This is a genomic window from Planctomicrobium aquicomposti (assembly GCF_051466325.1).
Classification (GTDB): domain Bacteria; phylum Planctomycetota; class Planctomycetia; order Planctomycetales; family Planctomycetaceae; genus Planctomicrobium.
In genome coordinates this window covers 344,154-360,623 of record NZ_CP195792.1, presented here as the reverse complement: position 1 = coordinate 360,623, position 16,470 = coordinate 344,154, and the positions used below count along the sequence as shown (strand labels likewise).

General features: G+C 59.4%; 15 protein-coding genes. 9 read left to right on the top strand and 6 right to left on the bottom strand.

Features of this window, described 5'->3' with window-relative positions:
* The first annotated feature begins 72 nt into the window (after nt 1-72).
* Nucleotides 73-1,938 carry a polysaccharide biosynthesis protein gene (locus tag SH664x_RS01375; protein ID WP_437204371.1) on the top strand — a complete coding sequence of 622 codons (1,866 nt, stop codon included), beginning with the start codon at nt 73-75 and terminating at the stop codon, nt 1,936-1,938.
* 199 nt (nt 1,939-2,137) lie between these two features.
* Nucleotides 2,138-3,109, top strand: a complete 972-nt coding sequence (locus SH664x_RS01370) for a GHMP family kinase ATP-binding protein (protein WP_437204369.1) — start codon at nt 2,138-2,140, stop codon at nt 3,107-3,109.
* A gap of 212 nt (nt 3,110-3,321) precedes the next feature.
* On the opposite strand, the gene SH664x_RS01365 is transcribed toward SH664x_RS01370, so the two are convergent.
* Nucleotides 3,322-3,702, bottom strand: coding sequence for an SET domain-containing protein (locus SH664x_RS01365; RefSeq protein ID WP_437204367.1), 381 nt, complete (start codon nt 3,700-3,702; stop codon nt 3,322-3,324).
* A 184-nt stretch (nt 3,703-3,886) separates the two neighbouring features.
* Between SH664x_RS01365 and glnD the strand changes: the two genes are divergently transcribed.
* The 3 genes from glnD to bioD are packed head-to-tail and all read left to right on the top strand — an operon-like array spanning nt 3,887 to nt 8,447.
* Nucleotides 3,887-6,577 (top strand): [protein-PII] uridylyltransferase, encoded by a 2,691-nt coding sequence (glnD, locus tag SH664x_RS01360; protein ID WP_437204366.1) that lies wholly within the window; start codon nt 3,887-3,889, stop codon nt 6,575-6,577.
* Nucleotides 6,574-7,734 carry a glycosyltransferase family 4 protein gene (locus tag SH664x_RS01355; RefSeq protein ID WP_437204364.1) on the top strand — a complete coding sequence of 387 codons (1,161 nt, stop codon included), beginning with the start codon at nt 6,574-6,576 and terminating at the stop codon, nt 7,732-7,734. The genes glnD and SH664x_RS01355 overlap by 4 nt, the downstream gene beginning before the upstream one ends.
* 14 nt (nt 7,735-7,748) lie before the next feature.
* The gene (gene bioD, locus SH664x_RS01350; protein ID WP_437204362.1) at nt 7,749-8,447 is read left to right on the top strand and encodes a dethiobiotin synthase; all 699 of its coding nucleotides are present in this window, start codon (nt 7,749-7,751) and stop codon (nt 8,445-8,447) included.
* On the opposite strand, the gene SH664x_RS01345 is transcribed toward bioD, so the two are convergent.
* On the bottom strand, nt 8,371-9,063 hold the full coding sequence (locus SH664x_RS01345) for an amino acid kinase family protein (RefSeq protein WP_437204360.1): 693 nt from the start codon (nt 9,061-9,063) through the stop codon (nt 8,371-8,373). The two genes, bioD and SH664x_RS01345, sit on opposite strands and share 77 nt — an antisense overlap.
* A 276-nt stretch (nt 9,064-9,339) precedes the next feature.
* Between SH664x_RS01345 and SH664x_RS01340 the strand changes: the two genes are divergently transcribed.
* The gene (locus SH664x_RS01340) at nt 9,340-9,822 is read left to right on the top strand and encodes a DinB family protein (RefSeq protein ID WP_437204358.1); all 483 of its coding nucleotides are present in this window, start codon (nt 9,340-9,342) and stop codon (nt 9,820-9,822) included.
* A gap of 87 nt (nt 9,823-9,909) precedes the next feature.
* On the top strand, nt 9,910-10,677 hold the full coding sequence (locus tag SH664x_RS01335; RefSeq protein WP_437204357.1) for a 3-ketoacyl-ACP reductase: 768 nt from the start codon (nt 9,910-9,912) through the stop codon (nt 10,675-10,677).
* Between the two features lie 275 nt (nt 10,678-10,952).
* Here SH664x_RS01335 and SH664x_RS01330 read toward each other — a convergent pair whose 3' ends face one another.
* From SH664x_RS01330 to SH664x_RS01315, 4 genes are all read right to left on the bottom strand, one after another.
* Complete coding sequence (locus SH664x_RS01330) at nt 10,953-11,291, bottom strand: P-II family nitrogen regulator (protein WP_437204356.1); 339 nt, start codon at nt 11,289-11,291, stop codon at nt 10,953-10,955.
* A gap of 206 nt (nt 11,292-11,497) precedes the next feature.
* On the bottom strand, nt 11,498-11,836 hold the full coding sequence (locus tag SH664x_RS01325; RefSeq protein ID WP_437204355.1) for a P-II family nitrogen regulator: 339 nt from the start codon (nt 11,834-11,836) through the stop codon (nt 11,498-11,500).
* 171 nt (nt 11,837-12,007) lie between these two features.
* Complete coding sequence (locus SH664x_RS01320) at nt 12,008-13,426, bottom strand: ammonium transporter (RefSeq protein WP_437204354.1); 1,419 nt, start codon at nt 13,424-13,426, stop codon at nt 12,008-12,010.
* Between the two features lie 179 nt (nt 13,427-13,605).
* Nucleotides 13,606-14,397 carry a YqjF family protein gene (locus SH664x_RS01315; RefSeq protein WP_437204353.1) on the bottom strand — a complete coding sequence of 264 codons (792 nt, stop codon included), beginning with the start codon at nt 14,395-14,397 and terminating at the stop codon, nt 13,606-13,608.
* A 173-nt stretch (nt 14,398-14,570) separates the two neighbouring features.
* On the opposite strand from SH664x_RS01315, the gene SH664x_RS01310 reads away from it, so the two are divergent.
* Both SH664x_RS01310 and SH664x_RS01305 read left to right on the top strand, forming a co-directional pair.
* Nucleotides 14,571-14,960 (top strand): FmdB family zinc ribbon protein, encoded by a 390-nt coding sequence (locus SH664x_RS01310; RefSeq protein ID WP_437204352.1) that lies wholly within the window; start codon nt 14,571-14,573, stop codon nt 14,958-14,960.
* A 635-nt stretch (nt 14,961-15,595) separates the two neighbouring features.
* Entirely contained in the window at nt 15,596-16,432 is an 837-nt protein-coding gene (locus SH664x_RS01305) for a DUF4142 domain-containing protein (protein ID WP_437204351.1), read from the top strand.
* The last annotated feature ends 38 nt before the right edge of the window (nt 16,433-16,470 follow it).

Sequence of the window (16,470 nt, the reverse complement as noted above, 5' to 3'; positions counted from 1 at the left end):
TCGTTTCAGAAAGCTGGCTGACCACCGTACACAACCGACTGTTCCCTTTCGCAGTCTTGCGTCAGTAACGACATGCGCCACCGCCTCGCCGCCATTCTGCCGATGTATCTGGCCCTGCAGGGGCTGGCTTATGTTCTGGCGTATGTCGTTCGGTTTGAATTCCAGCCAACCCGCGAGCGTCTTGAGTTAATGTGGGGAACCCTCCCCCTCGTGATGCTGATCAAAGTGAACTGTGCGACGCTCTTCAATGAGTTCCGCCGATCGTTCCGCTTTGTTTCCGTAAACGATCTGATCGGGCTGGCGGGATCCACCAGCGTCGGCCTGGTCGCGCTGTGGGTGCTGAACTTCTTTCTCGATGGCGACCTGTTCATCCCCCGTTCGGTGATCTGTCTGGATGCGCTGCTCAGCATCATGCTGCTGGGAGGCATGCGGCTGGTCTATCGAACCGTGTTCGAAGTTCTGCGTCCCAAACTGAATCGGACCGGCCGGAAACGGACACTGATCTTTGGCGTCAATCAGCCGTCGGTCGGCATTCTGCGAATGCTGTCGGCGATTTCTCCTCGCGAGCAGCCCTACCAGCCGGTCGCTTTCGTGTCTCGTGACCAGAATTCGAACCAGTGCCTGATCAACGGCCTGAAGGTGCACAGGATTTCCGAACAGAACGATTTGAAAACGATCTGTGAACTGACAAAAGCCCAGAACCTGCTGATCCCGGGCGACACACCGGGTCGCATTGTGCGCGAGCTGCTGCACGAATGTGCCGAGCAGGGTGTGAACGTGTTCGTCATTCCCGCCGTGGGAGACCTGATGGACGGCCGGTTCAAACTGACCGTCTGTGACGTGACGGTCTCCGACCTGCTGCGCCGGGATCCCAATCAGCTCGACATGGATTCCATCAAGGATTATGTCACGGGCAAACGAGTGCTGGTGACCGGAGGAGCCGGCAGCATTGGCAGCGAACTCTGCCGCCAGATTGCCGCACTTCAGCCAGAGATGCTGATCGTGTTCGATCAGTCTGAGTTCGGCACGTTTTCCATTGAGCAGGAGTTCGCTGAGAAAGATCTGGGCTCTGTCCAGATGCATTACATTGTCGGCGATGTCGTCGACGAACAGACGCTGACACAGGTCGTGGAAGAACTGCGTCCCCAACTGATCTTCCACGCTGCCGCCTACAAGCACGTCCCCCTGATGGAAGACAATCCGCAGGCCGCCGTGCTCAACAATATTCTGGGGACCAAGACCGTCGCCGATGTCGCTTCCCGCTGCGGAGTCGAACGGTTTGTTCTCATCAGCACCGATAAAGCGGTTCGTCCCACCAGCGTCATGGGGGCGAGCAAGCTGATCGCCGAAAAATATGTGCAGGGGCTCTCGCGCACATCGAAAACCCGGTTCATCACTGTCCGTTTCGGGAACGTGCTGAACTCGATGGGAAGTGTCGTCCCGACATTCCGCAGGCAGATTGAACAGGGGGGGCCCATCACGGTGACCCACCCCGAAATGAAGCGGTTCTTCATGACGATCCCCGAAGCGGTGCAACTCGTTCTGCAGGCGGGGGCGATCGGACCGACAGGCGGCGTGCTGATCCTCGATATGGGTGAACCGGTCAAGATCGTCGATCTGGCAAAGGACATGATCCTGCTGTCCGGATTGCGGTATCCTGACGATATCGAGATCGTCTTCACCGGAATGCGTCCGGGCGAGAAGCTGTACGAGGAACTATTCTATCCCGCGGAATCGGGTTCCGCGAAGATTCACGAGAAGATCTACTGCGGAGGGGGGCAGGAAATTCCCCCCATGCCGCTGATTCTCGCGGATGTCCGGAAGCTGGAAGAAGCGGCTGCCACGGGGCGCGAAGAAACGCTCGCGATGTTCCGTGAAGTGGTGGCCCGGTACTCCGACAGCGAATGGACGCCGGCCCGACTCTCGCGTGCAGCCTGAGCGGCACGCCTGGCGACAGTCTCCGCCCGCCTCACGGCGGCTCATGCGCGACCCGCACCGGCTGCGATCAGCAGACCTCCGACAAAATCGAGGATGAAATTCCGTCGATCAGCCGCACGTTCCTTGGCAGAACGCGGGGAAACTCTTCACAATCCAGACTCTCTGGAGTTCTCACCCCTCGTTCAACGCTGATCTGTTCATGACTGGCTCTGCACTCCTGATCGAAACCGGCTCGCGACTGCACTTCGGGCCGTTGTCGTATCAGCCGCAGCAAGGACGGCACTTCGGCGGTCTGGGGTTGATGATCGGACATCCGGGTGTTCGCCTGCGGGCGCAAGTCTCCGCTGCAGGGGGAGTGGGAGATTCCGGACTCCCACCCCGGATGCAACAACTCCTCGCGACGCTCCGCGCGAATCGACCAGAGTTTCACCTGCCCATCGACTGGCGGCTCGAACAGAAAATCCCATCACATGCGGGGCTGGGCTCGGGAACGCAACTGGCCCTCGCGGTAACCGAAGCCCTGGCGGTGCTGCATGGAGTCACCCTCTCCGCCGTCGAAGTGGCCCGACTGGCACTGCGGGGTGAGCGCTCCGCCATCGGAATCTTTGGCTATCAGGAGGGGGGACTGCTGGTTGACGCCGGTCATCGCAGCGCAAACTCGCTGGGAGAACTCGCCGTTCGGATTCCCTTGCCTGACGAATGGCGGGTGTTGTTAGTCACTCCCTGCCAGACCAAAGGACTGCATGGGGCTGAAGAACGTCAGGTGTTCGCGACACTGCCGCCTATGCCTGACGGACTGACCGGAGAGCAGTGTCGACTGGTCCTCACCGAACTGCTTCCCGCCCTGCACATGCGCGACTTCCCGGCGTTCGCCGCGGCATTGGAGCTCTATGGAACCCGGGTGGGCGAGTTCTTTGCTTCCAGTCAGGGCGGGGTCTATTCCTCACCGGTGATCCGCAGCCTGGCCGAACGCCTGCACGGAGCGGGAATCGAGGGCTACGCACAGTCTTCCTGGGGACCGACGCTGGCGATTCCGGCTCACAGCGAAGCCCATCTTGAAGAGCTGCGAGAGAAAATCGAGCGGCTTCCGGAAGGGGAGCATTGCCAGCTCCTGCCGACCACTCCCCGCAATACCGGGCGCCGACTGCAGTGGACAGAGCCCGTCCACTGAGTTACCACTCAAGTGAGTCACCACTCAAGTGAGTCACCACTCAAGTGAGTCACCACTCAAGTGAGTCACCACTCAAGCCGTGTCGACATTCGATCCGTTTCACAGGCAAAACGCCTGCTCCCCCTGCCGGAATATCGTCGCCTGTGCCACCAGCCATCGGGCCAGACTGCCCGACGAAACCGGAAGTGGGGCAACCCCCGACGGGGCGAGGATCAGTCCAGAATTTCGAAATCGAGGACGTTCGTCTTGTCTTTCGGATCACCGTTGTAATTAATGGTGATCTCTTCTCCTGCCGTGATGTTGCGGACTGCGGTATAAACCTTGGTCTGCCGGCCTTCGTCCTGATAATAGGCGTTCGGCTTGAAGCTGTGGTTATAGAGCGAACCATAACCGAGCGCGATCGCTGCTTTGGTATCCGTCCACGAATAGGCGTAGCTCGCCAGTTCGGAATCCTCGATCTGCTCCCAGGTCACCACAATCACCGGCACCCGCTCGATAATCGTCCCTTTGCGAATATCCCGTCGAGCAAAGACGCCCCGGCCTTTGTGCTTCGTGTAACGGATTTCGACGAGATCGGATTGATAATGCGGCATAGATCCCAGCGTTCGGGGTACGGGCTATGGGTATGAGAACCTTGAGGGGACGCTATCTTCTCCAATTCGCGCGCACTTTCAACCGACAGAAGTGCGACTGTTCCGAGAAAGCTCGATTGGACAGAACCGGACACTTCGTTCAGAATTCACAGACAGGTTTCCTCTCACACAGATAGCCCATCCGATGTCCGCCGCACCCCCCTCCCCGATTCAGGAAATTGCCCGGCGAAAGGCAATGGTGGCAGCGGTACGCGAACGGGCCCGCGGACTGTTTCAAGCGGGAACTCCTGGAATTCAGATCGCAGCCGCCATCTCGGAAGCGACCAGTCAGCTGCTGCTGAAACTCGTCGACGAATGTCTGAGCACTTATGACTCATCTACCCGCGAGCAGCTGATGCGCAGCGGGGCGATCGTCGCCATCGGCGGAACCGGACGGGGAGAACTGGCCCCTTACTCCGATCTGGATCTGCTGTTCCTGTCGGACGACAGCGAAGATCCGCTGTTTCAGGAATTCGTTTCCGGCTTCGTCCAGACCTGCTGGGATTCGGGGATTCAACTCGGCCATGCCACGCGGGATATCCCGACCTGTCTGACGCTCGCTCGGCAGGACCCACAGATTGCCACCGCCCTGATCGAGGCCCGCCATCTTTGGGGAAGCGAAAAACTTGTTGACCAGCTGACGACCCGATTTCTGAAAACCGTCGTGAATTCCCGTCGACGGCAATTCATCGAAGACTGCCTCGAGGCCCGCACCGAAGGCTGGAGCGAACACCGCCCCGCTGCCCAGGAACTGGAACCGGACGTGAAAGCCTCATCCGGGGGACTGCGCGACCTGCACCTGATCCGCTGGATCGGCTTTGCCCGCCACAATGTGCGGGACATCGACTCGCTGAGGCTGGTCGGAGCGCTTTCCAAGTCCGATGCTTCCAAGCTCAAGGACGCGTGGGAATTTCTTACCCGGCTGCGGATTGATCTGCATCTCGAAGCCAGAAAGGCACAGGATCGACTGACCCGCGATGAACAGCTGCGCATCGCTGAGGAACGGGGCTTCACCGGGAATCCGCAGCAGCGGCCGGTTGAACAGTTCATGCAGCAGTATTTCCATCACAGCTCCCAGCTCGCTGCAGTGGCCAAACGATTTGCGATGCTGCAACTGCCGCGTTCATGGTCCTCGCGGGTCAGTGATCTGCTGATGGGACATCGCGCTGAAGGCATCCTGTACGTGGGGCTTGACCGCATCACGGTGTCGAAACGAAATCTCCCCCGCATCTGCGACTCGGTGGAGTCGATGCTGCGGGTCTACAAGGCGGCGGCTCTTTACAACGTCAGCCTGGCTCCGGAAGTGACCGATGCCATTCAGCAGGCGGTCCCGACCGTGGAGCAGGTGGTCACCCCCGCCAGTGCCCGCCTCTTTATGGATATCTTTCGCTGCACCCGCTCGCTCGGACCGATTGTCCGCAGCATGTTCGAGACAGGACTCCTCGATGTCATCATTCCCGACGTGTCCCATGTCCGGAATCTGATGCAGTTCAATCAGTACCATCACTTCACCGTCGATGAACATACGCTGCGGGCCATTGAAACGGTCACTTCCTATGAAACGGATGACGGTCCCATCGGAACCGCTTACCGGGCGCTCAAGCACAAGGAAATTCTGCATCTGAGCATCTTCCTGCATGATCTCGGCAAGGGCTTCGACCGCGACCATTGCATTGTCGGCCACGAGATTGCGCTCCGCATCGGCACGCGCCTGTACCTGCCCGAATATCAGGTGGAACAGATGGCGCTGCTGATTCTGAAACATCTGGAAATGGCCGATCTCGCGTTTCGGCGCGACATCACCGATGCCAAACTGGTCCTCGATTTCAGTCGGGAGATCGGTTCTCCGGATACACTGCGGATGCTGTATGTTCTGACCGCCGCCGATGTCACCTCGGTCGGACCGGGAACGTGGACGAACTGGAAGGCAGGGCTGCTCGCGGAACTGTTTGACCGCTGTCTGGTGATTCTGAGCGGCAAGCGCTACTCCTTCCACGAAGAAGAACGGGTGCGGGCCGTCAAGCAGAAGGTGGCCGGCCATCTGGGGGCCGGCAGCCTCGGACCCGATGCCCTCGATCAGGTTGATAAACGACTGCGCGGCTTCTCGGCCTATTATCTGACGGCGACTCCCGCTGAACAGATTGCTGCCGACTTGAAGATCATCGAAAAGCTGAGCCCCACCGCGATTGAAGTGGTCCCCTCCTGGTCTCCCGAAACAGGGACGACCGAGTACCGGATCATTACTCGCAATCCCCTCGCGGCCAGCGGCTGCTTCCACAAAATGTGCGGAGTGCTCGCAGCGAAGCGGCTGGAAATTCTCTCCGCCGACATTAATACCACGACAAACGGCGTGGTTGTCGACAGCTATCGCGTTGTCGATCCGGACTACAGCGGTCAGCCGCCGCAGCATCGTTTTGATGAAGTGGCCGAAGCCTTTCGCGATGTTCTGCAGGGGAATGTGACAGTGGAGTCGCTGTTCGTCCGGCATGGACGATTTGGCAGCGAACGAGTCGAGCGACCTGTCTCCGATCTGCCGACACGGGTGCGAATCGACAACGAGTCGTCCGACGGACGAACGATTGTCGACGTCTTTGCTCACGACCGTCCGGGATTGCTCTACACCGTGGCGACAACCCTGTACGACCTGCGGCTGTCGATTGATATGGCCAAGATCGCGACGCATTTCGATCAGGTGGTCGACGTCTTCTACGTGCAGGAGGCGGATGGCTCGAAGGTCGAGTCCCTGGAGCGACTGGGAGAAATCAAGACCCGGCTGCAACATGCGCTCGAGCAGTTCGAGCACTCCAGTCATCTTCAGTTCGTGAGACGGAAATGACTCCCGCCGACACGGCGCCGCTCGCCATCGGGCTCCTCTTTGAGTACGGCTCACTCAATGGGGGCGAGTTCTCGATGCTGGCCGTGCTGGACAATCTGAAAGCACTTCCCCTGCGCGTCGCTGCCATCTGCCCGCAAAACTCACCGCTGGCGAGTCAGCTCGAACAGCGAGGGATTCCGCATCGCCCCTGCCCCGCGCTGCTACAGGGGAATGATCCGATCTCTCTCGCGGAACTCCGGCAGTTCGTCCACGACCATCAGGTTCAGTTGCTGCATGCGAACAGCCTGGCCATGGGACGTAAACTCGGCCGACTCGCCCCGGCGCTCCCCTGTCCGACAACATCTCACCTGCGCGACATTGTGAAGCTCTCGCAGCCTGCTCTGCAATCGCTGCAACAACATGCCCGGCTGTTTGCGGTTTCCGAGGCGACCCGTCAGTTTCATATTCAACGGGGACTTCCCGCGAAGCAGGCCATCACGATTCACAACGGCATCGACATCGCACTCTGGCAACCACGCGAGCGTAGCGGCTGGCTGCACCGCGAACTCCAGCTCGACCCTCAGGTCAAACTCGCTGCAACGATCGGCCAGATCTGTCTCCGCAAGGGTCAGCACGATCTGGCGCGGGCTGCGGTTTTGCGTGGGGATTCCCCACCCGAATGGCATCTGCTCCTGATCGGAGAACGCCATTCCACCAAGCCGGAGAGCATTGAGTTCGACGCTGAAATCGACACACTGTTCGCAGCAGCAGGCCTGTCTCACCGGCTCCACCGCTGCGGTTTTCAGAATCGGATTGCCGACATCCTGAGTGAAGTCGATCTGCTGGTCCACCCTGCCCGACAGGAGCCGTTCGGCCGCGTTCTGCTGGAAGCGGCAGCGATGGGAACAGCGATTGTGGCAACCGACGTGGGGGGAACCCCCGAACTCCTCGAGCACGGAGAGAGCGCGTGGCTGGTGCCGGCCGGCGATCCGGAAGCGCTGGCGACTGCGATCACCCATGCCCTGCAGAATGATGAGTTGCGACAACGACTCGGCGAGGCGGCCCGTCGTCGGGTCAGCGACAACTTCCCGATTCAGGTGGCTGCGGAACGGCACTGGCACGCCTGGCAGGAGGTGATCCGCCAGCGACCACTCACCAACGAATCCACCTCGGCCTGAAAGGCTGACCCCCTATGCGCGGTCTGATCATCACCGGCACCGACACCTCCGTGGGCAAGACATTTGTCACCTGCGGACTCGCAGCTGCCCTGCAGAACAGCGGCGTTTCCACTGGAATCTATAAGCCGGTCTGCTCGGGCAGTGAACTTGATCCCGCCACCGGCCACGCTTGCTGGGCTGATGTGGAACGCATCTGGGGCACGTTGCAGCAGCGTTTTCCCCGCGAGCAGATTTGTCCGCAATGTTTTCACGCCCCGCTGGCTCCTCCCCTGGCTGCGCAGCAGGAAGGCAAACAGGTCGATGCGAATCTGCTGCGGGCGGGAGTTGAGCCATGGCGGGCTCAGGTTGGGACGCTGCTGGTGGAAGGGGCCGGGGGGTGGCTGTGCCCGCTCTCAGACGCGAAGACCGTAGCGGATCTGGCGTCGGAGCTGGACTGGCCGGTGCTGGTGGTGGCCGCCAATCGCCTGGGCGTGGTGAACCACACACTCTTGACTCTGGAATCAATTCAATCTCGGGGACGGGCGATCGCCGGGATCGTTCTGAATCAGATCTGCCGGGAGAGTGACCAGTCGGCAGCGACGAACGGTGAATTGCTCCGCGCATGGACGACCGTGCCCCTGCTGGCGACCATTCCGTTCAACGCCAGCGCTGATGATCCTGTGTGGAGTCAGCTGCTGACGAAGCTGATGAAGGGTTGGTCGAGTTTCGCATGACGTCGGGCGTCGAGCCGGACCAGTCATCAGTCGTGGGCGAATCCGATCTCAGATTCATCCAGCACACACGTCCCACCTTCGCCGCCGCGGTCGGAAAGTACCTGTCCACGAGCCCCTCCGCCGACGCTGCCTCCCAGGTCAGTTGCGGACACGAAAGATCAACCGATTTGAGCAACAGCAGGTCTCCTGACAGCTCTTCAGCGACCGCAGCCGCAAGTGAGTCGCTGGTGACGTCCCAGCTTGCCGGCAGGCGATGAGCCTTCAGAGGCTCGTCCCAGTTCGCCAGATCAGCAATCGCCACGCACGCAGCATCCCAGCAGGATTGAAGTTCATCGCGAGAACAAACCATTCGGCAACCGGATAAAATCGCCACGAGAAACCGGGCAGCCAGCGACATGCTCGCGATCCCCAGCCGATGGCTGACATCCGCCGAAAGACGATGCAGTTCATCAAGTCTGCGGACCGCTTCTGCGAAATCTCCGCCACCGGGGATCAGCACAATCTGAGACGATCTCGCGCCGAACAGGACCTGCTGAAGTCGCCGCGACAGATCGGGAAGATCGTAAAGGCTCCCTCCGACCTTGATGATGAGGCGACCATTTTTCATCGTCAGCATTCAGGGAGTTGCCGGTTCTGGAGCATTCTGATTCTGGATGGCCCCGGTCTCGCCACGCAGCGGAGAGCCCACTTTCACGACCGCCCCTCTCGAGGCGATGGGGCGAATCTTGGACAATAGCTCGCGGAAACGCAAAGATGTCGCAGGAGCAGCTTGTCCGTCACCGATGCCCTGTTGCCGAAGTCGGCGGTAGATTCTGCTCCTCCGGTCGTGCCCCGCATCGATCGAAGTTGAAAATGCTCTGGAACCCTTCAGTTGTCGGACCGGGAGATTGAGATGCACGTGCGTGATGCGCTGCGAACGACCATCGAGACCGCGGAAATGATTACACAAAGCTCGCTGAAGGATCTGACCGATGCGGAACTGCTGCATCGTCCGGCTCCGAATGCGAATCATATCGCCTGGCAGGTGGGGCATCTCGTCCAGTCGGAATGGGAGTTCCTCAATATCCTTGCTCCCGGGGCCGCTCCGGATCTCCCGGCGGGGTTTGCTCAGAGATACTCCAAAGAAAATGCCGCTTCAGACAATCCTGCCGACTTCGACAGCAAGGAAACCCTCTTAGCACTCCATGCACAGCTGCTTGCGGTCGGATTGAACCTGCTTGCAAGTGAGGAGCCCGAGCAGCTCGACGTGCCGACCGGAGTCAACTACGCCCCCACTCGAGGCGCCATGTATTCGATGCTGGGAGTTCACTGGTTAATGCATTCCGGCCAGTGGACCGTCATTCGTCGGCAATTGGGACGCCCCCCCCTCTTCTAGAGCGGGTTGCTCTTTCCAGGGCCCGCGCCACGCGTCAGACATCAACAACACAATTTGTTTCACCATCGATCTGCTGAGGAGAGTGCGTTGAAGGTCGCTTTAATCACCGGAAGTGCCCGGGGGATCGGTCTGGGAATCGCCTCCGAGCTGGCCCGCGCCGGCTGGTCGCTCATGCTGAACGGAGTTCGCCCCGTGGAAGCGGTGCAGACCTCGCTGGAAGAAATCCGCAGCCTGGGAGCGGATGTCGATTACTGTGCAGCCGACATCGGTCAGGCGGAGGACCGCCAACGACTCATCGCTGCGGTGGTCAGTCGCTTTGGGCGCATCGACTCGCTCGTCAACAATGCGGGAATTACATCGCCCGGACGCAAGGACCTGCTGGAAGCAGAAGAGGCCGGTTTCGATCAGGTGATGGCGATCAACCTGAAAGGTCCCTACTTCCTGACACAGCTCGCCGCTCGTCAGATGGTGAGTCAGGACCGGGGACAGGCAGAGGTCCGGGGATCGGTCGTCTTCGTCTCTTCCGTGTCAGCCGAAATTCCCTCCACGAACCGCGGAGATTACTGCCTGACCAAGTCCGCCATCCGGATGGCGACCCAGTTGTGGGCCGCTCGACTCGCCGAGTACGGTATCGACGTTTACGAGGTGCGCCCGGGAATCATTCGCAGCGACATGACAGCGGGCGTGACCGAGAAGTATGACAAGCTGATTGCCGGCGGACTGACGCTCGAACCCAGATGGGGAGAACCCGCCGACGTCGGAAAAGCGGTCAGGGTGCTGGTGGAAGGAGACTTGCCATATGCGACCGGACAGCTGCTGAAGGTCGACGGCGGCATGACGATTCGGACGCTGTAAGTGACCCGTGCCAGTCCGGACGATGTGGCCGGACGCAGATCATTGCGGAGACGGTTTCGTCGCAAAGGCATCAGGCGTGATCCTGCAGAGAAGAAATCTGGTGACGGGGCGTCCGGTGCCGTCCCGTGGCGCTGTCCCGTGGTGCTGTGAGTGAGCCGGCAGGCGATTCACTCGCCCGGGTGGTGTTCACTCTTTGCAATCAGGATGAGGTGGCCGCCCCCCCTGCGGAGCGGCCACCTGCTGATTCCAGCGGTCAAGAAAAGCGACTCCGGCTCTCAGATCGCTTCGGAGCCGGATTCACCGGTGCGGATCCGGATCACTTCCTGAATGGAACTGATAAAGATCTTGCCGTCGCCGACCCGTCCGGTGCGGGCCGATTCTGTAATGGCCTGAATCGCCTTGTCGAGGTCGCTGTCGTTGACCACGATTTCCAGTTTGAGCTTGGGGAGGAAGTCGACGGTATATTCCGCGCCGCGGTACTGTTCCTTGTGACCGCGCTGACGGCCAAAACCGCGGACTTCGCTCGCTGTCATACCGACGATGCCCGCCTCGGTCAGAGCGTTTTTGACGTCTTCGAGTTTGTAATGCCGGATAACGGCTTCAATTTTCTTCATGAAAGCAGCGCCTTGGGTGAATGATCTCTCAACAGGTTCACAACTTCACCACCGCCAAGGGGCGAGCGCGCCCAGGAGTGATGCAAACGGAATGTTCAGGTCCGTGGAAGCGGCCTGAATACAGGTCGACCGGTCCACACCCGGCGAGACGTCAATCGGTAGCGAACGACTCGTCCCCGCGCGGGGCTGCGAAACGGCCACCGGCGCTACAGGGACTCGCCGCCGGTTTCGCCGGTGCGGATGCGGATCGCTTCGGACAGGTCGCTGATGAAGATTTTTCCGTCACCGATCTGGCCGGTACGTGCCGTCTTCAGGATTGCATCGACAGCGGTCTGCACCTGGCTGTCGGCGACAACCACTTCCATCTTCACTTTGGGGAGGAAGTCCACGGTGTATTCCGCACCGCGATATTGCTCTTTATGCCCCTTCTGTCGACCAAAGCCCCGCACTTCCGACACGGTCATACCGGAAACGCCGGCAGCGGTCAGTGCGTCCTTAACCTCTTCGAGTTTGAAGTGCCGGATAATTGCCTCGATCTTCTTCATCGAATCGTCCTGTTGAGAGGTAGTAAGCGCTCCTCCACTCTGATTCAGTGAACCAGATGAGTCAAGGATGAGCCCAACCAAAACCGGGGTTATTAAAATTTCGACAAATACCGTGCCAATCACGACTTCCGATATCAGTCAGATTCAATGACTGACACCAGATTCTGCTGCTTACAGGAAGATGTATCCCTCTTCCCCATGGAGTGAAACATCGAGTCCCTGCAGCTCCTGCTCCTGTGTCACACGCAGTCCCATTCCAATGTCCAGCAGCTTGAGCAGGACAAAGGTTCCCACCACCGCCCACGCCGCCGAGGCGGCCACGCCGATCGCCTGATTTGCGAGCTGACCGGCGTTCCCTTCCAGCAGCCCTACCGGCGCAGGACGAACCGAACCATCCGCCGCCTGAATGAGCAACCCGTCCACAACGCTGCGAGTCGCGAAGACCCCCGTGAGCAGGGCCCCGAGAGTCCCTCCGATCCCGTGGACACCGAAGGCATCCAGCGTATCGTCGTAGCCGAGGGCATTTTTCATCTTTCCGCAGGCGAGGAAGCAGACGACTCCGGCCGCCAGGCCCAGGATCAGTCCCTGCATGGGATTGACGGCTCCCGCTGCGGGAGTAATACAGACCAGTCCGGCCACCGCACCGGAGCAGGCTCCCAGGGTGGTCGGTCGGCCATGGGTCATCCACTCGGAGCCGGCCCATCCCAGAACACCGCCGGCGGCTGCGAGATGGGTGGCATAAAACGCGTTGATCGCCCATTGATCGGCAAACAAGGCACTCCCGCCGTTGAAGCCGAACCATCCGCACCAGAGCAGTGCCGCTCCGATGCAGGTATAAGTCAGGTTATGGGGAGGCATCGGCTCCTGTCGAAATCCGAGTCGCTTGCCGATCAGCAGGGCACAGATGAGGGCCGAGACCCCCGAACTGATGTGGACCACCGTCCCCCCCGCGAAGTCATAGGCAGGACAGAGAGCATCATAGTTCGCCATGCTCAGCCAGCCCGTTCCGGACCAGACCCAGTGAGCGATCGGACAGTAGACGAAGAGACCCCACAGCGCCGAAAAAACGCACATCGTGCTGAACTTCATTCTTTCGGCAAAGGCCCCACAGATGAGGGCGGGAGTGATGATGAAAAACATCCCCTGAAAGATACAGAACAGCATTTTGTCGACAGACTTCTCCAAGGGGAGATCGGGCCCCGCCATCACTCCCCGCAGGCAGACATGCTCAAAGTTTCCGAAACAGGGACTCGTTCCCCCGAATGCAAAGCTGTAGCCGATGACCGCCCACAATGTGGACATCAGCCCCATGAGGAAGACGCATTGCATCATCACGCCGAGAATATTTTTCTTCCGGACGAGCCCACCATAAAACAATGCGAGCCCGGGTGCTGTCATCAAAAGCACCAGTGCTGACGAAGTAAGCATCCAAGCCACTTTTCCGGAGTCAATCACCACCGGAGCGTCCGCAGCGAGGGGAGCGGCAGGCGCCTCCAGCGTCGGGATTTCGGCTTGCGCGAAACCGCCTGTGAAGCAGCACAGCACTAGGGCGGCTCCCCACAACAGCTGATTCCGCAAGCGATTTTGCATGGTCATCTCGTGGCGTTGATCAGAATTCGGAGCCGCACAGTTCGGGAAAGTGTTGGGAAATCATCAGTCGCTCGCAGGGTTCAGCGTGACCAGACCTCGGGCTCAACGCATCGAGTCCTGTCAATTTCTGCAACCCCTGTGCCACGATTCCGCACACACGCTGCCTCCTCAAACGGCATTCAGCCGGAACCAATCGACAACGACGGAGGAGACAGCATCCCTGCCGACCGGGGAGCAAAAATTTCCACGTCCACCCCCGGAGAATACAGAGCATGTTCCGGCGGAGTGTCCCATTGTGGCAAACCGTCAACCTGCAGCAAGCGACCGGCGGCCAATTCAGTGTTCACCTTCTGAATCGGGTAGGGTGTGTGGAAGACCTGTCCCGCATTCAGACCTCGCCGGCCAGGAGCGAACAGGACGTACCGCTCGACCAGAAAGAACTCAAGCGTCCCCGGTACGGCTGCGGTCAAGGGACCGACGGGAGTGTAACAGTAGCGGTCTTCCCGCTGATCGCCGTCCGAAATTCGGCAGCACCGGTAGTCGATCTGTCCATCGGCTGAAGTCCGACAGCTCATGCGGCTCGTAAAATAGGGGAGTCCAAAACAGCTTCTGCCGAGCAACACCGCCAGCACCCGGTCGGCGTTCAAAGAAAAGAACCAGACGCCGGGGACTCCTTCGTCACTGACGACGTAGGTGCGGACATTCAATTCCAGAAAGTTCGACACGTAGGGGACAGCCGGCAACCAGCGGGGGCGGATGTTCCGCATTTCGAATGGGACCACTCCCAGCCAGGCCTTCCCCGCATACGTATCGACCCTCAGCCCGGGAGGCAGCAACAACTGCACGCGATCCGGGTCCGCGGTCCAGTGGACAAACAGCAGACGTCGCCAGGACTGGTACATGACCACCGGGCTGTCCGGCCGACGGCGCCAATGTTCACGGTCGATCTCGATTGACGAAGTCACGCTCATGAGAATGAGATTCCCCGGCGACCGCTCTGCGGTTCTCTGCCGTCGACGGTGAAACCCAACGGCAGTCGATCCGCACGCGATGCAGCGCGGATTCTTCCACGCGAGCAGAACCAACGAACGGCTCCCACACGCAACCGCAGAACATTCACTTTACACCGATCCGCTTTCGGCAGATGATGACTGTTCCGGAACAGACACGGTTTCTGCGAGGGTGGGGTGGTTTCTCCTGCAACCGATGCGTCAGACATCCCTCTCTGAAAAAAGGCAGGCACCACGTCGCAATGTTCCTTGGGTTCAGTCAGCTTCAATACATTAAGATTTCACTCGCAATGCCAATTTACGAATACCGTTGCACCCAGTGTGGTTCAGAATCCGAAATTTTCGTTCGGGCCCAGGCTTCGCCCGAATGCCCAAACTGTTCCAGCCAGAAGCTGGAGAAGCTGATGAGCGCCCCAGCCGGGCATGTCGCCGGCAACCGCAGCCTGCCCATCAGTGGTGGTGCCTGCCCCCCAATGAATGCACCGCTCTGTCATCCCAATTGCTGTCGGGCACCGCAGCACTGACCGCCGGCTTCCAGCAGTCGCTGGCTTCGCGATCGACTCGTCGCTGCATGAGAAATTCGAAATGAGGCCGCCGATCGGGCGACGGGGCTGTGCGCGAACCGTGAACGGCCCCCGCTCACTTCTCAACCTAACAGTTGCCGGGCGGGTGTCCAGAGTCCTTCCGGGAAAATGACTCGTCGTCCGCTCTTTGAACAGCATGGACGCTCAGCCATCCCCCGACTCTTGCGAGATCGTCTGAAAAGAAAAAAATCTTCGGGAGTCGTTCAGAGGACGATCGCTGCAGATCGCGACTTCCAATCCTCTATGGACTGCCTCGAGCTCCACGAACCATGCTCCGGGATAATCTGCAGTTCAACAGTGTCCGGTCGGGATATTAGATTGCCCTTCTGTTGATGCTTTTCCCATTGCTCGCTGCGTCAACCAGAGCGGCGCCACCGGCTTCGCAGCAGGCCGTCTGGTATAGCGCTTGCTGAACCGGCTTTTTCCCGCGTTGGTTTAATGCGGGCATTCAGGCCCCTGACCCGCTTCGACTGGCGCTTGCGTCCACGGGTCAGAGTGGAGACACAGGATCGCTGCTCAGAGCAGCGAGACCTGACTGAATCTCACAAGAGTCTTGCAGCAAGAGGAGTAGGGGAATGAACGTGAAATATCTGGCAATCGCAACCGCACTTCTGGGCGCACAGACGGGTCTGGCCCAGAACATCAAAGTAAAGCCGGAAGCTCCCAGGGAAATCCGACAGGAACAACGTGAAATCCGGCAGGAGCAGCGCGAAGAGCGGCAGGTTCAACGGGACCTGAACCGGAATCAACGAAACGCGAATGAACTTGTCGAAAATCCTGTTCAGGTCGATCGCCGGACGGGAGCCGTGCAGGGAGCCTCGCTGGATCAACGAGTTGTCGACTGCCTGCTGCTGGGCAATCAGGAAGAGGTAGAGCTCTGCAAGTTCGCCCTCCAGCACGCTCAGGATAATCGTGTGAAAGAACTGGCTCAGCAGATGATCAACGATCATGAAGGTTTCATTCAGCGGCTGCAGAAGTTCTCCGGACAGACCGGGACTCTGCAACCACTTGATCACACCACGGCGGCCATTCAGGTTGATCGGGAAGGAGTGCGAATCCAAAGTAAGGAAACCCGCAATGACAACAACGCGCGCGTGACCGTAAAAGCGGGTTATGCTCCCCAGCAGGACGAAATGTACCAGCTGGAACGAGACGCGGTCCGCAACTGTCTGAACCTGACCAAAGAAGCTCTCCAGAAAGAACAGGGAGCCAAGTTCGACAAAGCCTTCCTGGGACAGCAATGCGGTGCCCACATCGGAATGCAGGCCAAGCTGGCCGCAGCTGAGAACCATGTTTCACCAGAACTCAAACAGATCGTCCACGATGGTCTGCAATCGACGATGAAACATCGGGATCATATTGACCAACTGATGAACGACCTTCATCAGGAAAAAGCCAAATCACAGCGATAATGACAACGCTCTGATTTGCCAAGGTGCGGGAAGATCAT

What these genes read in the sequence shown, in the direction of transcription:
- SH664x_RS01375 (WP_437204371.1), top strand. Translation starts at nt 73, where the DNA reads ATGCGCCACCGCCTCGCCGCCATTCTGCCGATGTATCTGGCCCTGCAG.
- SH664x_RS01370 (WP_437204369.1), top strand. Translation starts at nt 2,138, where the DNA reads ATGACTGGCTCTGCACTCCTGATCGAAACCGGCTCGCGACTGCACTTC.
- SH664x_RS01365 (WP_437204367.1), bottom strand. Translation starts at nt 3,702, where the DNA reads ATGCCGCATTATCAATCCGATCTCGTCGAAATCCGTTACACGAAGCAC.
- glnD (WP_437204366.1), top strand. Translation starts at nt 3,887, where the DNA reads ATGTCCGCCGCACCCCCCTCCCCGATTCAGGAAATTGCCCGGCGAAAG.
- SH664x_RS01355 (WP_437204364.1), top strand. Translation starts at nt 6,574, where the DNA reads ATGACTCCCGCCGACACGGCGCCGCTCGCCATCGGGCTCCTCTTTGAG.
- bioD (WP_437204362.1), top strand. Translation starts at nt 7,749, where the DNA reads ATGCGCGGTCTGATCATCACCGGCACCGACACCTCCGTGGGCAAGACA.
- SH664x_RS01345 (WP_437204360.1), bottom strand. Translation starts at nt 9,063, where the DNA reads ATGCTGACGATGAAAAATGGTCGCCTCATCATCAAGGTCGGAGGGAGC.
- SH664x_RS01340 (WP_437204358.1), top strand. Translation starts at nt 9,340, where the DNA reads ATGCACGTGCGTGATGCGCTGCGAACGACCATCGAGACCGCGGAAATG.
- SH664x_RS01330 (WP_437204356.1), bottom strand. Translation starts at nt 11,291, where the DNA reads ATGAAGAAAATTGAAGCCGTTATCCGGCATTACAAACTCGAAGACGTC.
- SH664x_RS01325 (WP_437204355.1), bottom strand. Translation starts at nt 11,836, where the DNA reads ATGAAGAAGATCGAGGCAATTATCCGGCACTTCAAACTCGAAGAGGTT.
- SH664x_RS01320 (WP_437204354.1), bottom strand. Translation starts at nt 13,426, where the DNA reads ATGCAAAATCGCTTGCGGAATCAGCTGTTGTGGGGAGCCGCCCTAGTG.
- SH664x_RS01315 (WP_437204353.1), bottom strand. Translation starts at nt 14,397, where the DNA reads ATGAGCGTGACTTCGTCAATCGAGATCGACCGTGAACATTGGCGCCGT.
- SH664x_RS01310 (WP_437204352.1), top strand. Translation starts at nt 14,571, where the DNA reads ATGATGACTGTTCCGGAACAGACACGGTTTCTGCGAGGGTGGGGTGGT.
- SH664x_RS01305 (WP_437204351.1), top strand. Translation starts at nt 15,596, where the DNA reads ATGAACGTGAAATATCTGGCAATCGCAACCGCACTTCTGGGCGCACAG.